Source organism: Mycobacterium sp. Dal123C01, from assembly GCF_052566995.1.
In genome coordinates, this window is sequence record NZ_CP199580.1 from 242130 (window position 1) to 261798 (window position 19669).

A 19669-nucleotide genomic window follows, 5' to 3' on the forward strand; every position below is an offset into this window, starting at 1 on the left:
TAGGGTTTGACCATGCGGCTGCTGGTCACTGGTGGCGCCGGTTTCATCGGCGCGAATTTCGTGCACAGCACCGTGCGCGAGCGTCCCGACGTGTCCGTGACGGTGCTCGACGCCCTGACCTACGCGGGCCGGCGCGACTCGCTGGCCGACGTCGACGATGCCATCACCCTCGTCGAGGGCGACATCACCGATACCGAGCTGGTGTCCCGGCTGATCGCCGACGCCGACGCGGTCGTGCATTTCGCCGCCGAGAGTCACGTCGACAACGCACTGGACAACCCCGAGCCGTTTCTGCACACCAACGTGGTCGGGACGTACACGATCCTGGAAGCGGTACGGCGGCAAGGGGTGCGCCTGCACCACATCTCGACCGACGAGGTCTACGGCGACCTGGAACTCGACGACCCGAAGCGGTTCACCGAGTCGACGCCCTACAACCCGTCGAGCCCCTACTCGGCCACCAAAGCCGCGGCCGACATGCTGGTCCGGGCCTGGGTGCGGTCGTACGGGGTGCGTGCGACCCTGTCCAATTGCTCCAACAACTACGGGCCGTATCAGCACATCGAGAAATTCATCCCGCGTCAGATCACCAACGTGCTCACCGGCCGGCGGCCCAAGCTGTACGGCACCGGCGCCAACGTCCGCGACTGGATCCACGTCGATGACCACAACAGCGCGGTCTGGCGGATCCTGGACAAGGGCCAGATCGGCCAGACCTATCTGATCTCCGCCGAGGGCGAGCGCGACAACCTGACCGTGCTGCGCACGCTGCTTTCGATGATGGGTCGCGACCCCGACGACTTCGACCACGTCACCGACCGCGTCGGCCACGACCTGCGGTACGCCATCGACCCGTCTCTGCTGTATGACGAATTGTGCTGGGCACCAAAGCATACCGACTTCGAGGAAGGCCTGCGCGAAACCATCGACTGGTATCGGGCCAACGAATCGTGGTGGCGTCCACTGAAAGAGGCATCGGAAGCCCGCTACGAAGAACGGGGTCAGTGATATGGAAGCTCGCGAACTCAAAGTCCCCGGCGCCTGGGAACTCACCCCGAAAATTCACGGCGATTCCCGCGGGATGTTCTTCGAATGGCTCACCGACCATGGATTCAAGGATTTTGCCGGTCACGGGTTGAATGTGCAGCAGGCCAACTGCTCGGTGTCAGCCGCCGGTGTGCTGCGTGGCCTGCATTTCGCCCAGTTGCCGCCCAGCCAGGCCAAATATGTGACGTGCGTGCGCGGCGCGGTGTTCGACGTGGTGGTCGACATCCGGGTCGGCTCACCGACGTTCGGGCAGTGGGACTCGGTCCTGCTCGACGATTCCGATCGCAGGACGATGTACATCTCGGAAGGCCTCGGGCACGGATTCCTTGCGCTGGAAGATAATTCGACGGTGATGTACTTGTGCTCCGCGGAATACAGCCCGCAGCGCGAGCACACTATCTGTGCCACCGACCCGGCCCTGGGCATCGACTGGCCGCTGGTCGATGGCGCCGCCCCGAGTTTGTCCGACCGCGATGCCGCCGCCCCCGGCTTCGACGACGTGCGCGCCGCGGGCCTCCTGCCCACCTGGGAAGAGTCACAGCGCTTTATCAACGGCATGCGCAGCGAATAGTCGCACGCTCGCTCGGTGCGGGGGCGCCAATGTGCTTTGTCAGCCGTTCGGTAACGCTACGATGGCGCCCACAGCGCTAGGCGCGGACCACGGACGGAGGCGGATGAAGCTCGGGCAGGTATTCGATCCGCGGAAAAATGCACTGAACGCCTTCCGTTTGGCGTTAGCGACCGAGGTGATCCTGTTCCACTCCTTCCCCATCACGGGCCACGAAATCTCGCCCAAGCCCGTTCTCCAGCTCCTTTTCGCGGTCGGGGTCGACGGGTTCTTCGCCCTCTCTGGATTCCTGATCACCTCGAGTTGGATCCGCGACCCGCACCTTCGTGACTATCTCGTCGCCCGAGCTCTTCGCATCCTGCCTGGGCTCTACACCTGTTTGATCATCACCGCGTTCGTGTTCGCCCCGCTCAGTCTGGCGATTCAGGGTGGCCCGGTCCTGAAGCTGCTGCTGTCCAGCGCGCCAATCGAATACGTCTTGAAAAACGGCACACTGATTGCGGTGCTTCAGTTCGATGTCGGCGGAACACCGCTGAAGATTCCAAATGCGGGCATCTGGAACGCTTCTCTGTGGTCGCTCATCTGGGAAGTGCTGTGCTACCTCGCCGTTGCCGCCATCGGCGTGGTCGGACTTGCGAATCGACGATGGGTTCCTGTTGCGATCTTGGCGCTCGCAGTCTTGGCAGCGCTGATGTTGCCGCCGCTGACCTTCCCCGGGGTTTGGACTATCCCGCAGCTCGCGGCACGCTCGGCCATCATGTTTTCGGCCGGAGCCCTGATCTATCAGTGGCGAGACAAGATCCCTGCGCGCTGGTCGCTGGTCGCGCTGAGCGTAGTCATCGTCCTAGCGTCGAGCCTGCTGCCTGACTACCGGGTGGTCGGTGCCGTTCCGCTGGCGTACGCCGTGATCGTTTCGGGTTCGCTGATCAAAAACAAGCGGTTGACATTACGTACGGACCTGTCCTACGGCACTTACATTTACGCATTTCCCACCCAGCAGTTGCTGGCGGTCTGTGGACTTGCCACCCTGAATCCCTTCCTGTTTTTCGGCATTGCAACGACGGCCATTCTGCCGCTGGCCGCGTTCAGCTGGTTCGTGGTAGAGAAGCCCGCGATGGCCCTGAAATCTCGTCTCAAGCGGAAGTGGACTGCCGGAGCCGTTGTCGACGCCGGCGGCGATCGCGACGCCACCTCGGCAGACCCGGTTAGCGAGCCGCCGACTCCGAAAGCACCGGGCGCCACCTAGTTCTGGGCAGCTGCCAAAGGCCGAAAGCCCGGTGGCGATACGATAACGCCAACAACGTGAACGACTACGGGATGTCGGGGCGGATGAAACTCGGGCAAGTATTCGATCCACGAAATAATGCGCTGAACGCGTTCCGATTGGCGCTGGCGGCCGAGGTGATCCTGTGGCATTCCTTCCGCATCACCGGCCACGACGTGTCGTCCAGGGCTGTTGTCCAGCTTCTCTTCTCGGTCGGGGTTGACGGGTTCTTTGCGCTTTCAGGGTTTCTCATCGCCGCGAGTTGGCTGCGCCACCCGCAGCTGCGTGACTATCTCGTCGCTCGAGCCCTTCGTATCCTGCCTGGGCTCTACGTCTGCCTGGTGGTGACCGCGTTTGTCTTCGCCCCGATCAGCGTGGCGGTTCAGGGTGGTTCGCCGATGAAGTTGCTACGGTCTGGCGCGCCGTTCGGGTACATCCTCAACAACAGCACACTATTGGCGGACCTGCAGCTCGATATCGGCGGAACACCGCGCGACGTTCCGGTTGCCGGCCTCTGGAACGGTTCGCTGTGGACCCTCGTCTGGGAGGTGTTGTGCTACCTCGCCATTGCGGTCATCGGCGTCGTCGGACTCGCTGATCGCCGATGGGTTTCTCCTACGATCTTGGGACTGGCGGTATTGGGCGCGTTGCTGCTGCCGCCGCTTACCTTTCCCGGCGTCTGGACTATTCCGCAGCTGCTGGTGCGCTTCGTCATTATGTTTTCGGCCGGCGCCCTGATGTATCAATGGCGAGACACGATTCCGGCGCGATGGTCGTTCGTCGTGGTGAGCGTGGTCATCGTTCTAGCGTCGAGCATGCTGCCTGATTACCGGGTACTCGGCGGCGTTGCGCTGGCATACGCCGTGATCGTTTCGGGTTCGCTGATCAAAAGCAAGCGCTTGAGGTTACGTACGGATGTGTCCTACGGCACTTACATTTACGCATTTCCCACCCAGCAGTTGCTGGCGGTCTGTGGACTCGCCAGCCTGAACCCCTTCGTGTTTTTCGGCATTGCCACGGCAGCAACCTTGCCGCTCGCCGCGCTCAGCTGGTTCGTCGTGGAAAAGCCTGCGCTATCTCTCAAATCTCGACTCAAGCGGAAGCCTGCCTCCGAGCTCTCCGAGGCCGACCGTTCGGCCTAGTCCCCGTCTTTGCTGCGGCGTCAGCCCACCCGCAGAGCGCCGCCGAGGGCAGCAAGCGAGGCCCGGCCGTGTGGCTATGATGGCGTGGCATGGGATCGGGGACCGCGGGGCGAACGCGAACGACGCTGGGGCAGGTATTCGATCCACGAGCCAACGCGCTGAACGCTTTCCGATTGGCGCTGGCGGCCGAGGTGATCCTGTGGCATTCCTTCTCCGTCACCGGCCACAGCGTGTCGTCCAGGCCGGTTCTCCAGCTCCTTTTCTCGGTCGGGGTTGACGGGTTCTTTGCGCTTTCCGGATTCCTGATCACCTCGAGCTGGCTGCGTAACCCGCAACTGCGCGACTTTCTCCTCGCTCGAGCCCTTCGCATCCTTCCCGGGCTCTACGCCTGTCTGATCGTCACCGCGTTCGTGTTCGCCCCGCTCAGTCTGGCGATTCAGGGTGGCCCGGCCCTGAAGCTGCTATTGTCCAGCGCGCCAATCGAGTACGTTGTGAAAAACAGCACGCTGTTGTCGGCGCTTCAGCTGGATATCGGTGGGACACCGCTCAAGGTTCCAGACGCCGGCGTCTGGAACGCTTCCGTGTGGACGCTGATGTGGGAGGTGTTGTGCTATCTCGCCGTCGCCACTATCGGCCTGGTCGGACTTGCGAATCGACGGTGGCTAACTCCTGCGATCTTCACACTCGCAGTGCTTGGGGCGATGTTGTTGCCGCCGCTTACCTTTCCCGGCGAATGGACCAACTTCCAGCTCGCTGCGCGCTTCGCGATCATGTTTTCGGCTGGGGCGCTGCTGTATCAGTGGCGAGATGTGATTCCCGCTCGGTGGTCGCTCGTCGCGGTCAGCGTGCTCATCGTTATAACGTCGAGCCTGCTGCCTGACTACCGGGTGGTCGGCGGTGTTGCGCTGGCGTATGCCGTGATCGTTTCGGGTTCGCTGATCAAAAACAAGCGACTGATATTGCGCACGGACCTCTCCTACGGCACTTACATTTACGCATCTCCGATTCAGCAATTGCTAGCCGTCTGTGGGCTTTCCGGCTTGAATCCCTTGCTGTTTTTCGCGATTTCGACCACCGCCACGCTACCGTTGGCCGCGCTGAGCTGGTTCGTGATAGAGAAGCCCTCCCAGTCTCTGAAATCTCGGCTCACACCGAAGTGGTCTGGTGCCGAGCTCGCCGAAGCCAGTCGATCCTGACCCCACCGCGGTCACCCGAGAACGCCCACACCAGCACGGTCAACATTTCGGCTCCCACGCTGATCGCCGCGTACGGCGAGGGATCCCAGCCATGCTCGGTAAAGCCGAAGAGTCCGGTGGTTCTGGACAGAGCGAAGGCGACCACAGAGCCGCCGGCTATCGCGGCCGCGGTCCAGCGCAGCCACCAGGGACCGCCGAGAAGGATCAGTGCAGCCACCGCGAACGAGACACTGGCCTGGATCAGGAACGCCGTGCCGATCATCGGAATGTACTGGTAGCCATGGACGTAGAGGTAGGCGTGGCTGGCGGCGCTGCTGAGCAAGGACACAGCGAAGCCGATCCGGACCACGATGCTTGTCAAATTCATTGCAGCCTCTGCTCTTTCAACGCCAAAGTCGTCTCGCCTTTGGTGTAGCTGACCTCGCGGATGCCCAGCGCGTCGTGCAGCTTTCCGGCCGGCAGCGTCATCGGCTTGGGCGCGGGGCCGTCACCGGGATGGGGCAGCGGGTAGGCGGTCGTCGTCCCGCTGTAGAACGCCACGTTGCCTTCCGTCTTGGAAAACAATTGGTGGACATGCCCGTTGATACACGTCACCGAAGCAAAGCGGCGCAGGTAGCTGAGCGCCTGGGTGGCATCGTCGGTGCCCCAGCCCCAGTCCGGGTACATCGCGAACAATGGAATATGGCTGAACACGATGATCGGGGTATCGCTCGATAGCCGCGCGACGTCCTTCTCGACGAACTCCAGCTGATCGACGCCCAGATGTCCGAGCTTGCGCAGGTTCAACGTGTTGACCAGTGCGATCACGTGAACACCGGCGATGTCGAAGCTGTACCACCCGTCACCGGCCGAGCCCGCGCCGAAGGCGGTTCGGTACTTCTGCCCCGCATCGTCGACCGAGTCGTGCTCCCCCGGCACGGTGAACACATGTGGCGTCCTCAGGCCGCTCATCATCTGCTTCACCTGGTCGAACTGGCCGGGGCTGGACAAGTGAGTGAGGTCGCCGGTGTGTATGACGAAATCCGGTGTGTAGCCCAGGTTGTTGATCTGATCGATCGCGTGGCCGAACGAGCCGGACACGTCCGGGTTGGGCGCACCGGTGAAGCCGATATGGCTGTCGCTGACCTGAGCGAACCGCAGGGCGGGCCGGATACGCGCGCGCTCGGCCGCCGCGGCGCCGGCGACATGTGAGATCACCTCGCCGCCGGCCACCGTGAACCCGACCGCCGCCCCGAACCACGCCGTGTGCCGGATCAGCTGACGGCGACTCATCGTGTTCGGGTCGCGGTTCACTGCGTCACCACCACGGTGCCGCGCATCATCGGATGAATCGAGCAGACGTAGTCGAAAGTCCCTGCGGTGGCGAAGGTGTGGGCGAAGGTGGCCCCAGTCCCCATGCCGGGCGAGCGAAACGAACCGTCGCTCGCGGCCACCGTGTGGGGTTCCTCGTCACGATTGGTCCAGGTGACCGTGCTGCCCGTGCCAACCGTCAGCGTCGCGGGGGCAAACGCGAAGCCGTCGATGGTGACGTGGTTACCGCTGGCCGGCACTGCCGGTGCGGTGATCGACGGCGTCGCGCCGGCATCCGGGCTCAGCGTGACCGACGGGTGCGCACTGGGCCGCGAAGCCGAGCAACCGGCCAGCACCAAGCTGACTGCCACCACCGCGACCGAATGTTTTCGAAGCTTGGCGATCTTCATGCCAAGAGATAGCGCGGTTGGTTACATCGCTTAGGCCGGCTGTTCGGGGTGCGGCGGGGCGAACACCTCGATGATCCCGTTGGCCTCGCGAACTATCAGTGTAGGCAACGGCTTTGGGGAAATCGGCAGTTGATGGGTGAGCACTTCGCCGCCAGGAGAAAACGATGTTGAGTGGCAGGGGCAGCGCAATCTGTCCTCTGGGGCGTCGAACCACAACCGGCACCCTTGATGGGTACACACCCCGGAAACGGCCTGGGGCTTGCCATCGACGCGGCGGACGAATCCGCTGACCGACCCGAGGTCAAACGGATGCATGCGACCATCGGGTACGTCCGAGCTGGCCGCCACGCGCTGCCAGCTTCCGTCGTTGGGCGTGAGTTGTCCGGCCGCAGTATCGGGGGCAGGGCCTTCGGTGTGGTTTCCCGTCACGGCTCGATCAATGGTGACCGCGGTGACCGCAGCGGCCGCCGCGGCCGACGTGCCGACGATGACCTGGCGCCGCGTCGTGTTTGGCTTGGGCGCCGGTTCGGCGGGCGGGCCGGCCATTTGTTCGGCGAGACGCCGGTGCAGGTCGGTCAGGAATTCCGGACGCGGGGCGGCCTCGGTGTCAGGGCCCTCTCGCGCTGCTCGCAGCTCGATCGCTGTGCGGATCTGCGCGGCCTCAAAGTCGTCGGGCGCAAACGGTTTCGGCCGGCGCCCCCGCAGCAGATCGTCGACGTAGCGGCGCAACCCTCGCGCGTTCATGACTGGCCCCCATCGTTGACCTGTGCCGCCAGTCGCAGAGCGCGATGTTGGAGCACTTTGGCATTGGCAACGCTGATTCCGAGTTCCGCGGCAGACTCCTTGATCGAATTACCATGCAGGAAACGCAATTCCAGAATTTGACGATAGCGGTCCGGCAGCTTGTCGAGAACCTGAGCGACGCGCGCCGGGGCGGTGCTGATCGCTTCCTCGCTATCGGGTGGTTGCTCAATATCCTCGATCGAGGTTATCTCCCGACCCAGGGTCTCGCGCCAGTGCGCGGCCAGCACGGTTCGCGCGGTGGCGCGTAGGTATGCGCGCACCTCACCGACGCTCGCCGTCAGGCGCAGCGGCCGCAGCGCCGCGAGGAACACCTCGGTGGTGAGGTCCTCGGCATCCGCCCGGTTGCCGACCCGGGCGAACAGCGTCCGGTACACCCAGGTCACGTTGTCCTGGTACACGGCCTCCCAGTTGGTGTAGCCGTCGTTGGGCACCGCGCGCAGGGGGCGCGGGCCCGCGGGTTCGTTCTGTGCTGTCACATGCCTCCCTCACCCGATCAATAGCACCGGGGGTTACACAGTCAGGGTGCGGCGAGCGAAGCGCCGTCGACGACGAGCTCGTCGAGCTTGGCTGCGGTGGCCGATAGCACTGACTTGGCGATGCCCAGCATCCGCTCCCGCACCCGGGGCTTCACCGACGCCGACGGCAGCAGCTGCCCGATCAGATGACCGAAGAGGTCCAGGCGCACCGCGGACAGCCAGGCGGTCAGGTCCGGGTCATCGAGCCAGCGCAGTTGACTGCCGTAGTCGGCCAGCGCGATGCGCACCCAGTCGAGATCGGTGTCGGGGTGCGGCAACGGCGCGCAGAGCTGATTTTTCGCGATGTCATCCGGATAAGCCGCCTCCACATGCGCGATCAGCGCGGCGCTGAATATTTGTTGACACCCGCGCACGCTTTGCAGCGTGATGCGGTCGGTATCGAAAATCGGAGTGGCAGGGCGTTTTTCGGCACCGTCGGCGGTGCAGTCGATGTAGAGCGCGCGCCCGTCCATCGCCACCTCACCGTCGTCGAGGACCATCTTGTCGGTCTCGATACGCCGCAGGTGGCCCCTGCGAACGATATCGCCGATGCGTCGCAGCTGGTCCAGTTCGGCCTGGGTGACGGTCGCGCAGCGGTACATCGTGGGCCGGACCGCCGGGTCGATCCGCAGCACGGTGCCGGCATCCTCGAGCCGGGAAAACAGATCATCGACCGACACCGCGTCGCTGATCGCCCGCAGCTGCGCGATAAATCGGGCTTTGATCAGGTCGGCGAACAGCGATCCGGGTTGCATCGCCGCGCGATCCAGCAGCCAGGAATCGCGCGGCATGATCCAGGTCAGCCGATGCGGCTCGATCCCGTGGCCCAGTAGCCACAGGCAGGTGTCGATGCCGGTCTTGCCGGCCCCGACGATGACGTAGCGCTCGTGCGCGGGCAGCCTCGGCAGGTCGTTCGGCGGGACACACGTGGTGTCGGTCGCGACCGGGTAAGGCGGCGGGCGCATCGCGGGAACCAGCACGCGCATGTACGTGGCGTCAACGACGCGGCGCGTCACGTTGACGGTGTAGTCGGTCCCGGCCAGCGTGACAAAGCGGCCCGCACCCAGATACTCGCTCATCGGGAAGTAGCTGACCCGCCCCGTCGGCAACAGCTGCTGGCGCATGACGTGGTCGTAGTAGGCGCAGACTTCCCCGCCGGTCGCTAGTTCGTAGAGCCCTTGGTTCCAGCCGGCTTGATCGATGGTGCCGCGGCCGAGGCTTAGCGAGTTGACGCCATAGAATGCCGACGGCTGATGCAGTCGGACGAACGGATACGCGGTAGTCCAATGCCCACCGGGCGCATGGTTGCGGTCCACCACCACCACGCGGGCCTCCGTCTCAGAGACCAGCGTGTCGAGGAACGCCATGCCCATGGCGCCGGCGCCGACGACGAGATAGTCGGCCTCGATGGTGTGCATCGGGGTAAAGGCTAACCCCACGCGCCGGCGTCACACCTGGGTTACGCCGCTCGCGCCTCGACCACGCTGAGGGGTGAAGCGGTTTGCACCACCCGTGTCATCCGGAGTCCGGCTTGGCTGAGCAGGTCTCGGTACTCGGCGGCAGTGCGTTCGCGGGCCCCCAAATTCAGCAGCATCTCCAAATCCACCCATTTGCCCGGGAAGTCACGGTCGTGCTTGGGGATGACCAATTCAACCAGCAGCACCGTGGCTCGGGGGCCGGCCGCTTTACGAACGTTACGCAGGATCTGCACCGCCTGTGCGTCGGACCAGTCGTGGATGATGTTCTTGAGGATGTAGGCGTCCCCACCGGTTGGGACGCGGTCAAAAAACGACCCCTCCGCGATACGTACCCGGTCGGCGACCTTGTGCTCACGCAACAGGCTTGGGGCGCTGGCAACAACCGACGACAGGTCGTACAGGACGCCGCGCGAAGCCGGCGCCCCCGCCAGGATGGCGGCCAACAGTGGGCCGTGCCCACCGCCCACGTCGACGATCGTGGGGTAGGCGCTGAAGTCGTAACCGGCGACCACCGGCCCATCGGTCAGCTCCGAGACGCTCGTCATCGTCTGGTTGAAAAGTTCGGCAAGCTCGGGCTGACCGGCGAAGTAGTCGAAGCTCTCCATACCGCGCAATCCCGGGACGACCGAACTCCCGGTTCGGATCGAATCCACCATCAGGGTCCAGCGTTCGCGCTGCTCGGCAGACCCGTAGAACTGCGCCGCCCATGTCATCGAGCTCGGTGCGTCCGAACGCAGGGTGGCGCCAAGGGAATTCAGCTCGTAGCGTCCGTCGCGCCGATGACGGAAGATGCCTTTGCTGATCAAGGCCCGCAGCAGCCGGGTTAGCGCGTCCGCGTCTGCGTCCACCCGGGCGGCCAGCTCCTGGATCGGCAGCGGGCCGTCGGCGAGAGCATCGGCGACACCGAGTTGGGCCGCCACCGTGATCGCCTGCGACGTCCAGGTGGAAACAATCATCTCCATCATTGCTGCCGGCGCCGGTGTCAGCCGTTGATGGAGCCGATTCAGGTAATGGCGAATCCACTCGACAACGCGGGCCAGCTTCGCGGGTGGCACCTTGGTAGGCGACTTGTTCAAGTTATGCATTGGCTTTCACTGGCTTCGACAAAGTGGGGGCTCGTCGCGGCACCGAGGTCTCGGCCGATCTCGGCGGATATCCGGCGGTGACTTACCGAACGCAGAAACCTGGTCAGTACCCAGGTCATGAACCGGTCCGAGATCATCGCCGCCGGTCTCAGCGCGGACTCACTGCGCGATACCTGCAAGGTGGTCACCCAGGACACGGCCTTGACCTGGCGTCGCCTGGTGCTCTCGTACCAGCGCAGCACACTGGGCAGATCACGGTCGCTGCCGCCCAGCCCGTCAGAGCCCTTGGTGAAATCCGAAAGGGCCTTGCACAACACCATCGTGTCGAGCAGCGCCTGATTGGTCCCTTGCGCAAGGGTGGGCGGCATCGTGTGTGCGGCATCGCCGAGCAACGTCACCGCGCCTTGGCCCGAGCGGGGGATCGGATGCCGAAAATGCGGGAACGGCGAAGGGGCCAGATCTTCGTCGGTCAATGTCGCGAGCACGCGATCGACCAAGTCGGACCATCCGGTGAAATGGGACCGGATCAGCTCGATCGGATGTACCGGCCTGACGAAGTCCGGCGACCACGGCAAGTCGAACCACCACTGCAGATCCGAACCTCCAGCCGGCCACAGGCCAAGGCTTCCGTGCTCGCCGATAATCATTTGTGCGACCTGCTTTTCGGCGATGTGTGGAAGGGTGACCAGTCCCTGCCAGCTGCACCAGCCGGTCGGCTCCGCGGATTGCGCGCCGACGGTGTCACGAACCATCGAGTGCAGGCCGTCGGCACCGATCAGGAGATCTCCTTCGGCAAAGCTGCCGTCGTCGAATTCGAGCCGAACTCCGTTTTGCGTAGTGACGACCCCGACCGCTCGGGCATCGCACCAGATGCGATCGACCGGAAAGCCTTCCAGCAGGCGGTCAAGCAGGACTCGACGTGGGACCATCCGAACGGGTGCGCCCAGCCCGTCCGCGATCGCAGTCAGGTCTAACGTGGCGACGGGGCGACCCGTGGGTGTGGCGACCCGCAGGGTGGAGAGCGGCTGACCGGCCCCCTCCATATCGACCCCCAGCTGCTCCAGAACGGTTGCGCCATTGGACCAGATAGTCACGGCGCCACCAGCCGCCTGCATATCCGGTCGCCGTTCGAAGACGGTGACGTCATGTCCGTCGCGCATTAATCCCCGAGCGATGGAAATGCCCCCCACGCCGGCGCCGACGACAAGGACCCGAAGCGACCGCCTCGTTCTGTCCCCGTGCCTCAATTGACGACTCACTTCAATCCTCTGCATGCCGTTGGTAAGCCCAAAGCTCAAGTCGCGCTTGCAGCTTCAGCAGGCCAAGTCCGGCGAACGACGCGCCTGCTGAAAAGTAGACCATCAGCAACGGATTCATCTCGAACCTCCTTCTGCTAACCCAGGACTCGATTTGGTCAGCCCGACTTTGCCACTGCGGCCAATACCGCTTGGGTGGACGCGCGGCCTCCGACGGTGATCCGAGCGGCGCCGTCAGGGTAGTAGCGGGCCTTCAGCTCGGTGTCGGCGAATACCTCTCGCCAGGGGCGCCCGACAGCCGGCAGGTAGACGAAGTTGGCGTGCCCGTCGGTGGTGTATACGCCCATCGCCCGAAGTCGCCGACACAAGTAATCGCGCTCACCGGTGATTCGCAGAATGCGTTGCTGCAACTGGTCTTCGGCGTCGTAGGACGCCGCGACTGCCGCCAGGCTGGTGATACCCATTCCGAACGGCAATTGCATGCTCCACAACATCTTCGCCAGTTCTGGGGACGCGAACCCGTACCCGATGCGAAGGCCGGCCAGCCCGTATGACTTCGAAAAGGTGCGCAATACAACGACATTCGGAAAGCACCGGATCAGACCCGGTCCGTCGATGCGGTGCTGGGGGGCGACAAACTCGATGTAAGCCTCGTCGAGCACCACAACCGTGTCGTCCGGTACGCGCCGCAGGAATCGATGCACATCTGCGACGGATTCCAGGGTCCCGGTCGGATTGTGGGGCCGACACAAGACGACGACCTTGGCGTCCGCCGCGGCATCGGCCATTGCCTCCAGGTTGTGGTGGCCGCGCTCGTCGAGCGGAACAGTGACCGCGCTCAGGTGGGCCATCTGGGTGAAGATCGGATACCCGTCGAAAGTCGGTTCGCTCAGCACAATCCGATCACCGGGCCGTGTCACCGCATGCAGGACCTGCATCACCACCCCGCTAGCACCTGCTCCCAGCACGACCTGCTCGTCGCTGACCCCGATGTGACCGGCGATCAAGTGGCGCAGGCGTTCGGGCAGGAACTCCGGATAACGGTTGGCGGCATCGACTGAACGGATCAGTGCCGAGCGCACCGCCTGAAGCGGCGGAAACGGGTTCTCGTTGAGCGACAACGCGAATGAATCGATCGCGTCCGGCAGCGCGTCGAGGATATCCCCGGTCACGGGGCTCGCCTCCATCAAAGGTTGCATCAGTTTCGTCCGCCCCAGCGGACCGCCGCCGCACCCGCGAAATCACCGGCGTGCGCGAAGGCGGCCATCATCACGACATCGCCGGTCTTGACCTGACCGTCGGATATCGCATGATCCAGGTTGATCGGGATGCCCGCGCCGAACAGGTTGCCGCACTCGTCAAAGGTGTCGCGGTGACGTTCGGGCGCCACCTCGAGCGCCTCGCGCCAGTTTCGCAGGAACACCCGGTTTGGCTGATTGGTGACCAGCAGGTCGATGTCCTTGGACGACAACCCGATTCGATCGCAGACGGCGAGCGCCACTTCTGGGACCTGCCGATTGCCGCGGGCCAGCACCTTGGCGATCTTGGTTTCGGTGAAACCGATGGAGAGCTCACCGGTGCCGGGCTGCCACCACTTGCGGGCCGGGTCCGAGGCCAGCGTCATCTCGCCCGCATATTCGCCGTAGGTGCGGCACTCGATATCGAGAATGGGTGACTGGTCGGACAGCGTGACCAGGCCCACCGCGGCACCGTCGCCGGGCACCGCCGCCTGCGCCTTGCGGCGCACCCCTGGCTGATCGAAGACTTGTCCCGCGGCGTTCTGGGCGACCGCGATCAGCGCGGTGCGGCCCTGTCCGGACGCGAGCAGTTGGCGGGCCACTTTGAGACCGAGCACGAACGCCGCGCAACCGCCGTTGTGCAGATCCAAGACCCAGTTAGGACGCATGCCCAAGCGGTGGGCGATGCCGCCGCCCCCACCGTAGAACGGCAGGTCGGGCGCCTGGGTGTGGGTGATCAGCACGTCGACGTTGGCAAGGACGTCCTGGCCGTGCCGTTCGATCAGGCCCTGGGCGGCGCGCTCGACCATGTCGGTCGCGGTTTCGTCCGGCCCGACGTGATGGCGGAACTTGGGCGCGCGGAACATCAGGTTGGCCGCCAGGTCGTCCGAGCCGGCGAACTGCGCGTAGTAGTCGGCGCCGATGGGTTCCCCGGGCAGATAGGTGGAAAGGTCGGTCAGGCTAACGGTGGGTTGGTTCATGATTTTTTCATCCATTCCGGCGTGATCGGCAGTCCATTGCGGTGGCGGTACTCGGCGATTGACTTGAGGTTGTTCAGCTCCAGCGCATGACCGGCACCAAAGATGTCCCAGAAGTCGCCGACCCAGCCCTCGCGCTCCGGCGGCCCGGCCTCGGGATGCGGGTTGTCGTCGTAGAACGCGTGACGGCAATTGGTCCACAGCACAACGGAACCGGGCTTGCCGAGCACTACCTGCGCGTCGAGGACCCGCATCAGGTAGATCATCCACAGGTGCTCACCCTGGTCCCAGGCGCAGTGGTAGTCGACGGTACGGGCCTGCGCGTTGGCCACCGTGCGGGTGTAGATCTTGGTGTCCGGAAGCAACCGGTCGTAGGCCAGCCAGAGCCCGGACTCCTCGGTGGGCGTGAAGTCACGCAGGGTATAGGTCCACTCCTCGAGGCTGTTGGTGTGAGAAAGGTATTCGAACAGCTCGTCGGGCGGGCAGTCGACGTAGTCGTTGACCGTGCAGTATTGGCCGAAGACCTCCTCGTGCGGGTACACCGACCGCATCTTCGCCATGAACAGCGGAGTGGTCTCCTCCAGCGGCGAGGTCTCGATACGGACCACTCCCGCGATCGGCTCGGTGGTGCCGCTATGGACTGCGATATCTTCAAGCACTGCTTGGGACATGGAACCGGTTCTCCTTTGTCATTGTGATCTCTTGTTCGACAACCTGATTGGCAGGTTGCTTGTTCAGGAAGGCCGCGAATGGCGGGACTTCGTCTGCGGAGCATTCGACGCTGACCACCGACGGTCCGTCGACGGCCATTGCCCGTTCCAGTGCCGCGGGTAGTGCGTCGATGTCGGCCACGTCGACCGAAGACAGCCCGGGGAACATACCCGCCAGACCGGCTCCCAGCTGGCTGGGAGCGAACCGGTTGTAGCTGTACAGGTCGTCGTAGAACAGCTGCTCGCGGGTCACGCACATGGCGTGGGCGTTGTTGTTGAACAGGACGAAAGTCACCGGAAGCCGGTACTGCACCGCCGTGTGCACCTCCATGCCGTGCATGAAGAATGCACCGTCCCCGGCGACCACGACGGTGCGCCGGCTAGGCCCGTTGCTCACCGCACGGCCGAAGGCCATCCCGATACCGGCGCCGAAGCTGTAGCCCATGCCGCCCATGCCGAGTGCGACCGCGAACCGACCGTCCCGGCGAACGGGGAGGTGATGGATTGCGGATGCGCCCGTGTTGCCGGCGTCGACGACGATGTCGGTTCCGTCGGGCAACACGCGATCGAGCACGACCATGGCATCGCGGTAGCGCACACCCGCACCGGCGAAGGGGGGCGGACTGAGTTCGGTGCCTGCGACGAAATCGGGCACGCGCAATCCCCTTGCGCGCCCGTCCCCGGACAACGCCCGGGTCAGCATCGTCAGCGATCCGCGCAGATCTTCGGTGTGCACGTGCGTGCACGGCAGGTATGGGGGCGCCGAGCCGATTGAGACCGTCCGCACCGCCGCGAGCGCGTCGTCGAGGCCAGCGCGGGCGGTCACCGACAGTCGGGTGCCGACCACTAGGCACACGGCGCTGGCTGCCACCGCGGCAGCCACACCGGGATGGCCCATCACACCGGTCACACCGAGCGCTGACGACGAACCGGAACCTGGTGTACCGGCTACATCTTTGGCGTCGGGCACACATGCCACCTGGGCGCGCAGCAGGGCCCGCAGCTCCTCGAGTTCGGACCGGGCGTCGTCGCGAGCCACCTGCTCGCCGGCGATGATGGTGATAGGTCCATCCGCTCGGCGCAGAGCCCGCACGATCGCATGTGGATCACCGATGCACGCTCCCGGACGGTCGAGACCACCCCGGCCAGCACCACGGTCGCCGTTGACGCCGACCTTCGCCTGCTGAATATCCTTGGGCAGCAACAATACTGCCGGACCACCGGTTCGCGCCGCCGCGATAGCGTCGGGCAACGCCGAAAGAATGTCGGTGGGCGTCAACACCCGCCGGCAGAAGACCGACACCGCAGAAAATAGCGCCTCGGCATTCAATGAACCGTTGCGGCCACTGGTGTCTTGAAAGCTGCCCTGACCGTCCATCGTGGTCGCGGGCTGTCCGACCAATGCCAACACCGGTATCCGGCTGGCCAATGATTCTCCAAGGCCCGGAACGAGATTGAGCGCGCCCCCACCTGACGTCGCCGCCACTACTCCCAAACCAGCGCCGCTACGGCTGTACCCGTCGGCCATCGTGGCCGCGGAAAACTCGTGCTTGGCCAACACCGCGGTGATGTCCGAGCAGAAGTGCGCGGCATCGTAGAGATCTTCGATGTTGGCACCGTCGACGCCGAATATGTAATCGCTGTCGATTCTCGCGAGATGCTCGACGATATGGTCGACCACCCTCTGTTGCCTTGGCATATCCCCACCTAACTTGTTATGCCACTAGTACGACTTGCGAGCGACTTCGGTTCACTCGCGGACGCGAATTTCGGCGAACGCTCCAGAGGTACACGGCCGTCATCGGCGGAAACCATTTGCATACAGTCGATTTGGGCGGCCCACATCGGGATCGAGTCCGATCCCGATGGCCGGTCGTCATATCTGTGACCTCCCGTCTTGAGTTCAACGTCTGTTGAACTCAAGGTAGGCCTCGCTGCTGGCGGTGTCAACAGTTGTTGAATACACTGGTGGGCAGGTCCGCAAACGCGCGTGACGGAGAGGCCGTTGCCTGGCAGGGCCCGGGCCTTCGTGAACCGCAAGCGGATCTGGATCGTGTTACTGCCTGGGACCCGAGGTCCTCGCCACCGAGGAAAACGATCGGAGATCATGACTACACAGACCCTGGACAGCCCCGACGCCGTGGTAATCGGCGCAGGGCCCGCCGGTCTCGCCGTCGCACGCGAACTCGATCATCAGCATGGCATCAAAGCGCTCGTTCTCGACCGCGCAGCTGCCCCGGCGATTTCGTGGCGCACGCGCTATGACAACTTCCGCCTCAACACGACCGGGTTCTTGTCACACCTTCCCGGACAACGGATTCCGTTGACCGCCGGCCGTTGGCCGACCAAAGAGGACATGGTCCGCTATTTCGATCACTACGTTGCGCAGCAGAACATTGCGCTACGGCTCGGATGTGACGTCCACCGCATCGACCGTGCCCGGGGACACTGGCAACTCGACACGTCTTCGGGTGACATCCGTTCCCCGGCAATCGTTCTCGCCACCGGCAACTACAGCGCACCTACCATCCCGGCGTGGCCTGGACTCAGCGGCTTCAACGGCGAGATCGTTCACTCCGGGGACTTCACAAACGCTTGGCCCTATCGTGGCCGCGACGTCCTCGTCGTTGGCGCGGGCAATTCGGCCGCCGACATCGCTGTCCAGCTCGCTAACGACGGGGCAGGGCGGATCTGGGTTGCCGTACGCACACCGCCACATCTCGTGCGGCGGGCGATAGGACCGATTCCGTCGGATATCTTCCTTGAGCTGTCCTCGAGGGTCCCCGCGCGGATGATCGATCCGCTGATCGCGCTCATGACCCGCCTCATGTGGGGTGACCTGTCGACCTACGGTTTCCAGCGGCCGACGCTCGGGCTGAAGGCGACAGTGGAAACACGAGGTCGCATCCCGACGCTGGCCGACGACCTGATCGACCTCGTGCGGGTCGGGCGCGTCGAGGTGGTGGGCGCCGTCAAGGCCGTCGAACCCGACCGCGTGATCCTTGCCGACGGCAGGTCCGTAGCGCCGCAGGTGATCATCGCCGCCACCGGGTTCGCGACGGATCTTGACGGGATGGTCGGACATCTCGGCGTCCTCGACGACCGCGGTAATCCGCTCGGCGGCTTTACCTCACACGTCGGTGACGGAATGTTCGCGATCGGCTACGGCATTCCGCCCAACGGCCCGCTCCGGGCGATTCGGCGGGCCGCGACGCCGTTGGCCGCCGAAGTCGCGCTCTACCTGGAGCGGACTGGTCCAGTTCAGCAATGTCGAACGTTTGACGGTGTCATCCCGGGCATGCACTCGGTAATGGCGCACACGAAACGCTTGGGGGCGCAATGATTTTACTTTCCACCGACAAGACCTTCGTTCGTGGCGCAGACGGCTACGAAACGGCCCGTCGCGAAACGGTGTGGAATGGCATTGTGCCGAAACGCTTTCCGGATGTAATCGTGCAGGCGCGTGATGCCGACGACGTGGTCGCAGCGATCCATTACGCACGGGACAACGGTCATCATGTCGGCGTGCGTTCGGGTGGGCACAGCTGGGCGGCCAGTCACCTGCGCGACGGTGGTCTGCTACTCGACGTCAGCCGCCTCGATCACTGCACCGTCGATCCCGATCGGATGACCGCGGATGTCGGCCCGGGCAAGGTCGCCAGTGTCTTTGCGACAGAACTGGACTCGCAAGGGCTGTTCTTTCCTGCCGGCCATTGCGAAGGCATTTGCCTCGGCGGCTATCTTCTGCAGGGCGGATACGGCTGGAACAGTCCGGTGCTCGGCCCGGCCTGCGAGAGCGTGCTTGGACTGGAAGTCGTCACCGCCGACGGGGAACAGATCTACTGCGACCCGGAGAACAATCCAGACCTGTATTGGGCGGCTCGCGGCTCTGGACCGGGCTTCTTCGGAGTGGTCACTTCCTTCAAACTGCAGGTTTACCCACGCCCTGCGGCCTGGGGCACCTGCCTGTACATGTACCCGATCGAGGTCGCCGACGAGGTGTTCACCTGGGCACGCTCGATGGTCTCCGAGCTCGACGACCGGGTCGAGCTGCAGATCCACACCGGGTGGAGCCCTCCGGGATCCGGGGCCAGCCAACCCGGCATCACGATCGCCTGCCCGGTATTCGCCGATTCGGAGGAAGAGGCGATGAAAGCGCTTGCCCCGCTGGGTACTTGCCCGGTCATCGACAAGGCGATCGTCAGTCTTCCTTATGCGCCGACGACTTTGGCCAATTGGTATACCGCCGTGATGGCCAGCTACCCGAAAGGGCATCGCTATATCGCCGACAACATGTTCACGTCGGCTTCCGCAGAAGAGCTGGTGCCGGGTATCCGCAGAATTATCGAAACCATGCCACCGCATCCCTCGCACTTCATCTTCACGGGCTGGAAGACCTCGCAGGAGCGAGCGGACATGGTGTACGGCGTGGAAGACGAAATCTACCTGGCGCTCTATACCATCTGGCAGGATCCGGCCGACGACGAAAAGTACCGCGACTGGGCCGCATCGAACATGGCAGCCATGTCGCACTTGGCGACCGGTATCTCGCTCGCCGACGAGAATCTGTGCCGCCGTCCGGCCCGATTCATCACCGAATCGAACATGGCCCGCCTCGATAAGGTGCGCTCGGCCTACGATCCGGATGGTCGATTCCACAGCTGGATGGGCGGCGTCTGAACGCTGGGC

The 19669-nt window shown here is 64.2% G+C and carries 19 protein-coding genes; 7 read left to right on the forward strand and 12 right to left on the reverse strand.

Annotated features, from left to right (window positions below; translation table 11 throughout):
* The first annotated feature begins 12 nt into the window (after positions 1 to 12).
* From rfbB to ACTXG5_RS01130, 5 genes are all read left to right on the forward strand, one after another.
* Complete coding sequence (gene rfbB / locus ACTXG5_RS01110; protein WP_445161948.1) at positions 13 to 1008, forward strand: dTDP-glucose 4,6-dehydratase; 996 nt, start codon at positions 13 to 15, stop codon at positions 1006 to 1008.
* Between the two features lies 1 nt (position 1009).
* A complete protein-coding gene (gene rfbC / locus ACTXG5_RS01115) occupies positions 1010 to 1618 on the forward strand; it encodes a dTDP-4-dehydrorhamnose 3,5-epimerase (RefSeq protein ID WP_445161949.1) in 609 nt (202 codons plus the stop codon).
* A 103-nt stretch (positions 1619 to 1721) separates the two neighbouring features.
* Positions 1722 to 2861, forward strand: coding sequence for an acyltransferase family protein (locus ACTXG5_RS01120; protein WP_445161950.1), 1140 nt, complete (start codon positions 1722 to 1724; stop codon positions 2859 to 2861).
* Positions 2862 to 2944: 83 nt separating this feature from the next.
* Positions 2945 to 4021 carry an acyltransferase family protein gene (locus tag ACTXG5_RS01125; RefSeq protein ID WP_445164222.1) on the forward strand — a complete coding sequence of 359 codons (1077 nt, stop codon included), beginning with the start codon at positions 2945 to 2947 and terminating at the stop codon, positions 4019 to 4021.
* An 89-nt stretch (positions 4022 to 4110) separates the two neighbouring features.
* On the forward strand, positions 4111 to 5217 hold the full coding sequence (locus tag ACTXG5_RS01130; protein WP_445161951.1) for an acyltransferase family protein: 1107 nt from the start codon (positions 4111 to 4113) through the stop codon (positions 5215 to 5217).
* On the opposite strand, the gene ACTXG5_RS01135 is transcribed toward ACTXG5_RS01130, so the two are convergent.
* From ACTXG5_RS01135 to ACTXG5_RS01190, 12 genes are all read right to left on the reverse strand, one after another.
* On the reverse strand, positions 5168 to 5584 hold the full coding sequence (locus tag ACTXG5_RS01135; RefSeq protein WP_445161952.1) for a hypothetical protein: 417 nt from the start codon (positions 5582 to 5584) through the stop codon (positions 5168 to 5170). The two genes, ACTXG5_RS01130 and ACTXG5_RS01135, sit on opposite strands and share 50 nt — an antisense overlap.
* Entirely contained in the window at positions 5581 to 6489 is a 909-nt protein-coding gene (locus tag ACTXG5_RS01140; protein ID WP_445164223.1) for a metallophosphoesterase family protein, read from the reverse strand. The genes ACTXG5_RS01135 and ACTXG5_RS01140 overlap by 4 nt, the downstream gene beginning before the upstream one ends.
* Positions 6490 to 6506: 17 nt before the next feature.
* Positions 6507 to 6917, reverse strand: a complete 411-nt coding sequence (locus ACTXG5_RS01145; protein WP_445161953.1) for a cupredoxin domain-containing protein — start codon at positions 6915 to 6917, stop codon at positions 6507 to 6509.
* Between the two features lie 30 nt (positions 6918 to 6947).
* Entirely contained in the window at positions 6948 to 7661 is a 714-nt protein-coding gene (locus ACTXG5_RS01150) for a Rieske (2Fe-2S) protein (protein WP_445161954.1), read from the reverse strand.
* Positions 7658 to 8197 carry an RNA polymerase sigma factor gene (locus tag ACTXG5_RS01155; RefSeq protein WP_445161955.1) on the reverse strand — a complete coding sequence of 180 codons (540 nt, stop codon included), beginning with the start codon at positions 8195 to 8197 and terminating at the stop codon, positions 7658 to 7660. Before ACTXG5_RS01155 ends, ACTXG5_RS01150 begins: the two co-directional genes overlap by 4 nt.
* Before the next feature lie 41 nt (positions 8198 to 8238).
* Positions 8239 to 9654 (reverse strand): NAD(P)-binding protein, encoded by a 1416-nt coding sequence (locus ACTXG5_RS01160; protein ID WP_445161956.1) that lies wholly within the window; start codon positions 9652 to 9654, stop codon positions 8239 to 8241.
* 41 nt (positions 9655 to 9695) lie between these two features.
* Positions 9696 to 10799 carry a methyltransferase gene (locus ACTXG5_RS01165; protein WP_445161957.1) on the reverse strand — a complete coding sequence of 368 codons (1104 nt, stop codon included), beginning with the start codon at positions 10797 to 10799 and terminating at the stop codon, positions 9696 to 9698.
* Positions 10787 to 12073 carry an FAD-dependent oxidoreductase gene (locus ACTXG5_RS01170; protein ID WP_445161958.1) on the reverse strand — a complete coding sequence of 429 codons (1287 nt, stop codon included), beginning with the start codon at positions 12071 to 12073 and terminating at the stop codon, positions 10787 to 10789. Before ACTXG5_RS01170 ends, ACTXG5_RS01165 begins: the two co-directional genes overlap by 13 nt.
* A 140-nt stretch (positions 12074 to 12213) precedes the next feature.
* Positions 12214 to 13254 (reverse strand): pyridoxal phosphate-dependent aminotransferase, encoded by a 1041-nt coding sequence (locus ACTXG5_RS01175; RefSeq protein ID WP_445161959.1) that lies wholly within the window; start codon positions 13252 to 13254, stop codon positions 12214 to 12216.
* Complete coding sequence (locus ACTXG5_RS01180; protein ID WP_445161960.1) at positions 13254 to 14273, reverse strand: 3-oxoacyl-ACP synthase III family protein; 1020 nt, start codon at positions 14271 to 14273, stop codon at positions 13254 to 13256. The genes ACTXG5_RS01175 and ACTXG5_RS01180 overlap by 1 nt, the downstream gene beginning before the upstream one ends.
* Complete coding sequence (locus ACTXG5_RS01185; RefSeq protein ID WP_445161961.1) at positions 14270 to 14941, reverse strand: SRPBCC family protein; 672 nt, start codon at positions 14939 to 14941, stop codon at positions 14270 to 14272. Before ACTXG5_RS01185 ends, ACTXG5_RS01180 begins: the two co-directional genes overlap by 4 nt.
* Positions 14922 to 16679, reverse strand: a complete 1758-nt coding sequence (locus tag ACTXG5_RS01190) for a thiamine pyrophosphate-binding protein (RefSeq protein ID WP_445161962.1) — start codon at positions 16677 to 16679, stop codon at positions 14922 to 14924. Before ACTXG5_RS01190 ends, ACTXG5_RS01185 begins: the two co-directional genes overlap by 20 nt.
* 408 nt (positions 16680 to 17087) lie before the next feature.
* On the opposite strand from ACTXG5_RS01190, the gene ACTXG5_RS01195 reads away from it, so the two are divergent.
* Both ACTXG5_RS01195 and ACTXG5_RS01200 read left to right on the forward strand, forming a co-directional pair.
* Positions 17088 to 18323, forward strand: coding sequence for a flavin-containing monooxygenase (locus tag ACTXG5_RS01195; RefSeq protein ID WP_445161963.1), 1236 nt, complete (start codon positions 17088 to 17090; stop codon positions 18321 to 18323).
* Positions 18320 to 19660 carry an FAD-binding oxidoreductase gene (locus tag ACTXG5_RS01200; protein ID WP_445161964.1) on the forward strand — a complete coding sequence of 447 codons (1341 nt, stop codon included), beginning with the start codon at positions 18320 to 18322 and terminating at the stop codon, positions 19658 to 19660. The genes ACTXG5_RS01195 and ACTXG5_RS01200 overlap by 4 nt, the downstream gene beginning before the upstream one ends.
* Positions 19661 to 19669 lie beyond the last annotated feature (9 nt).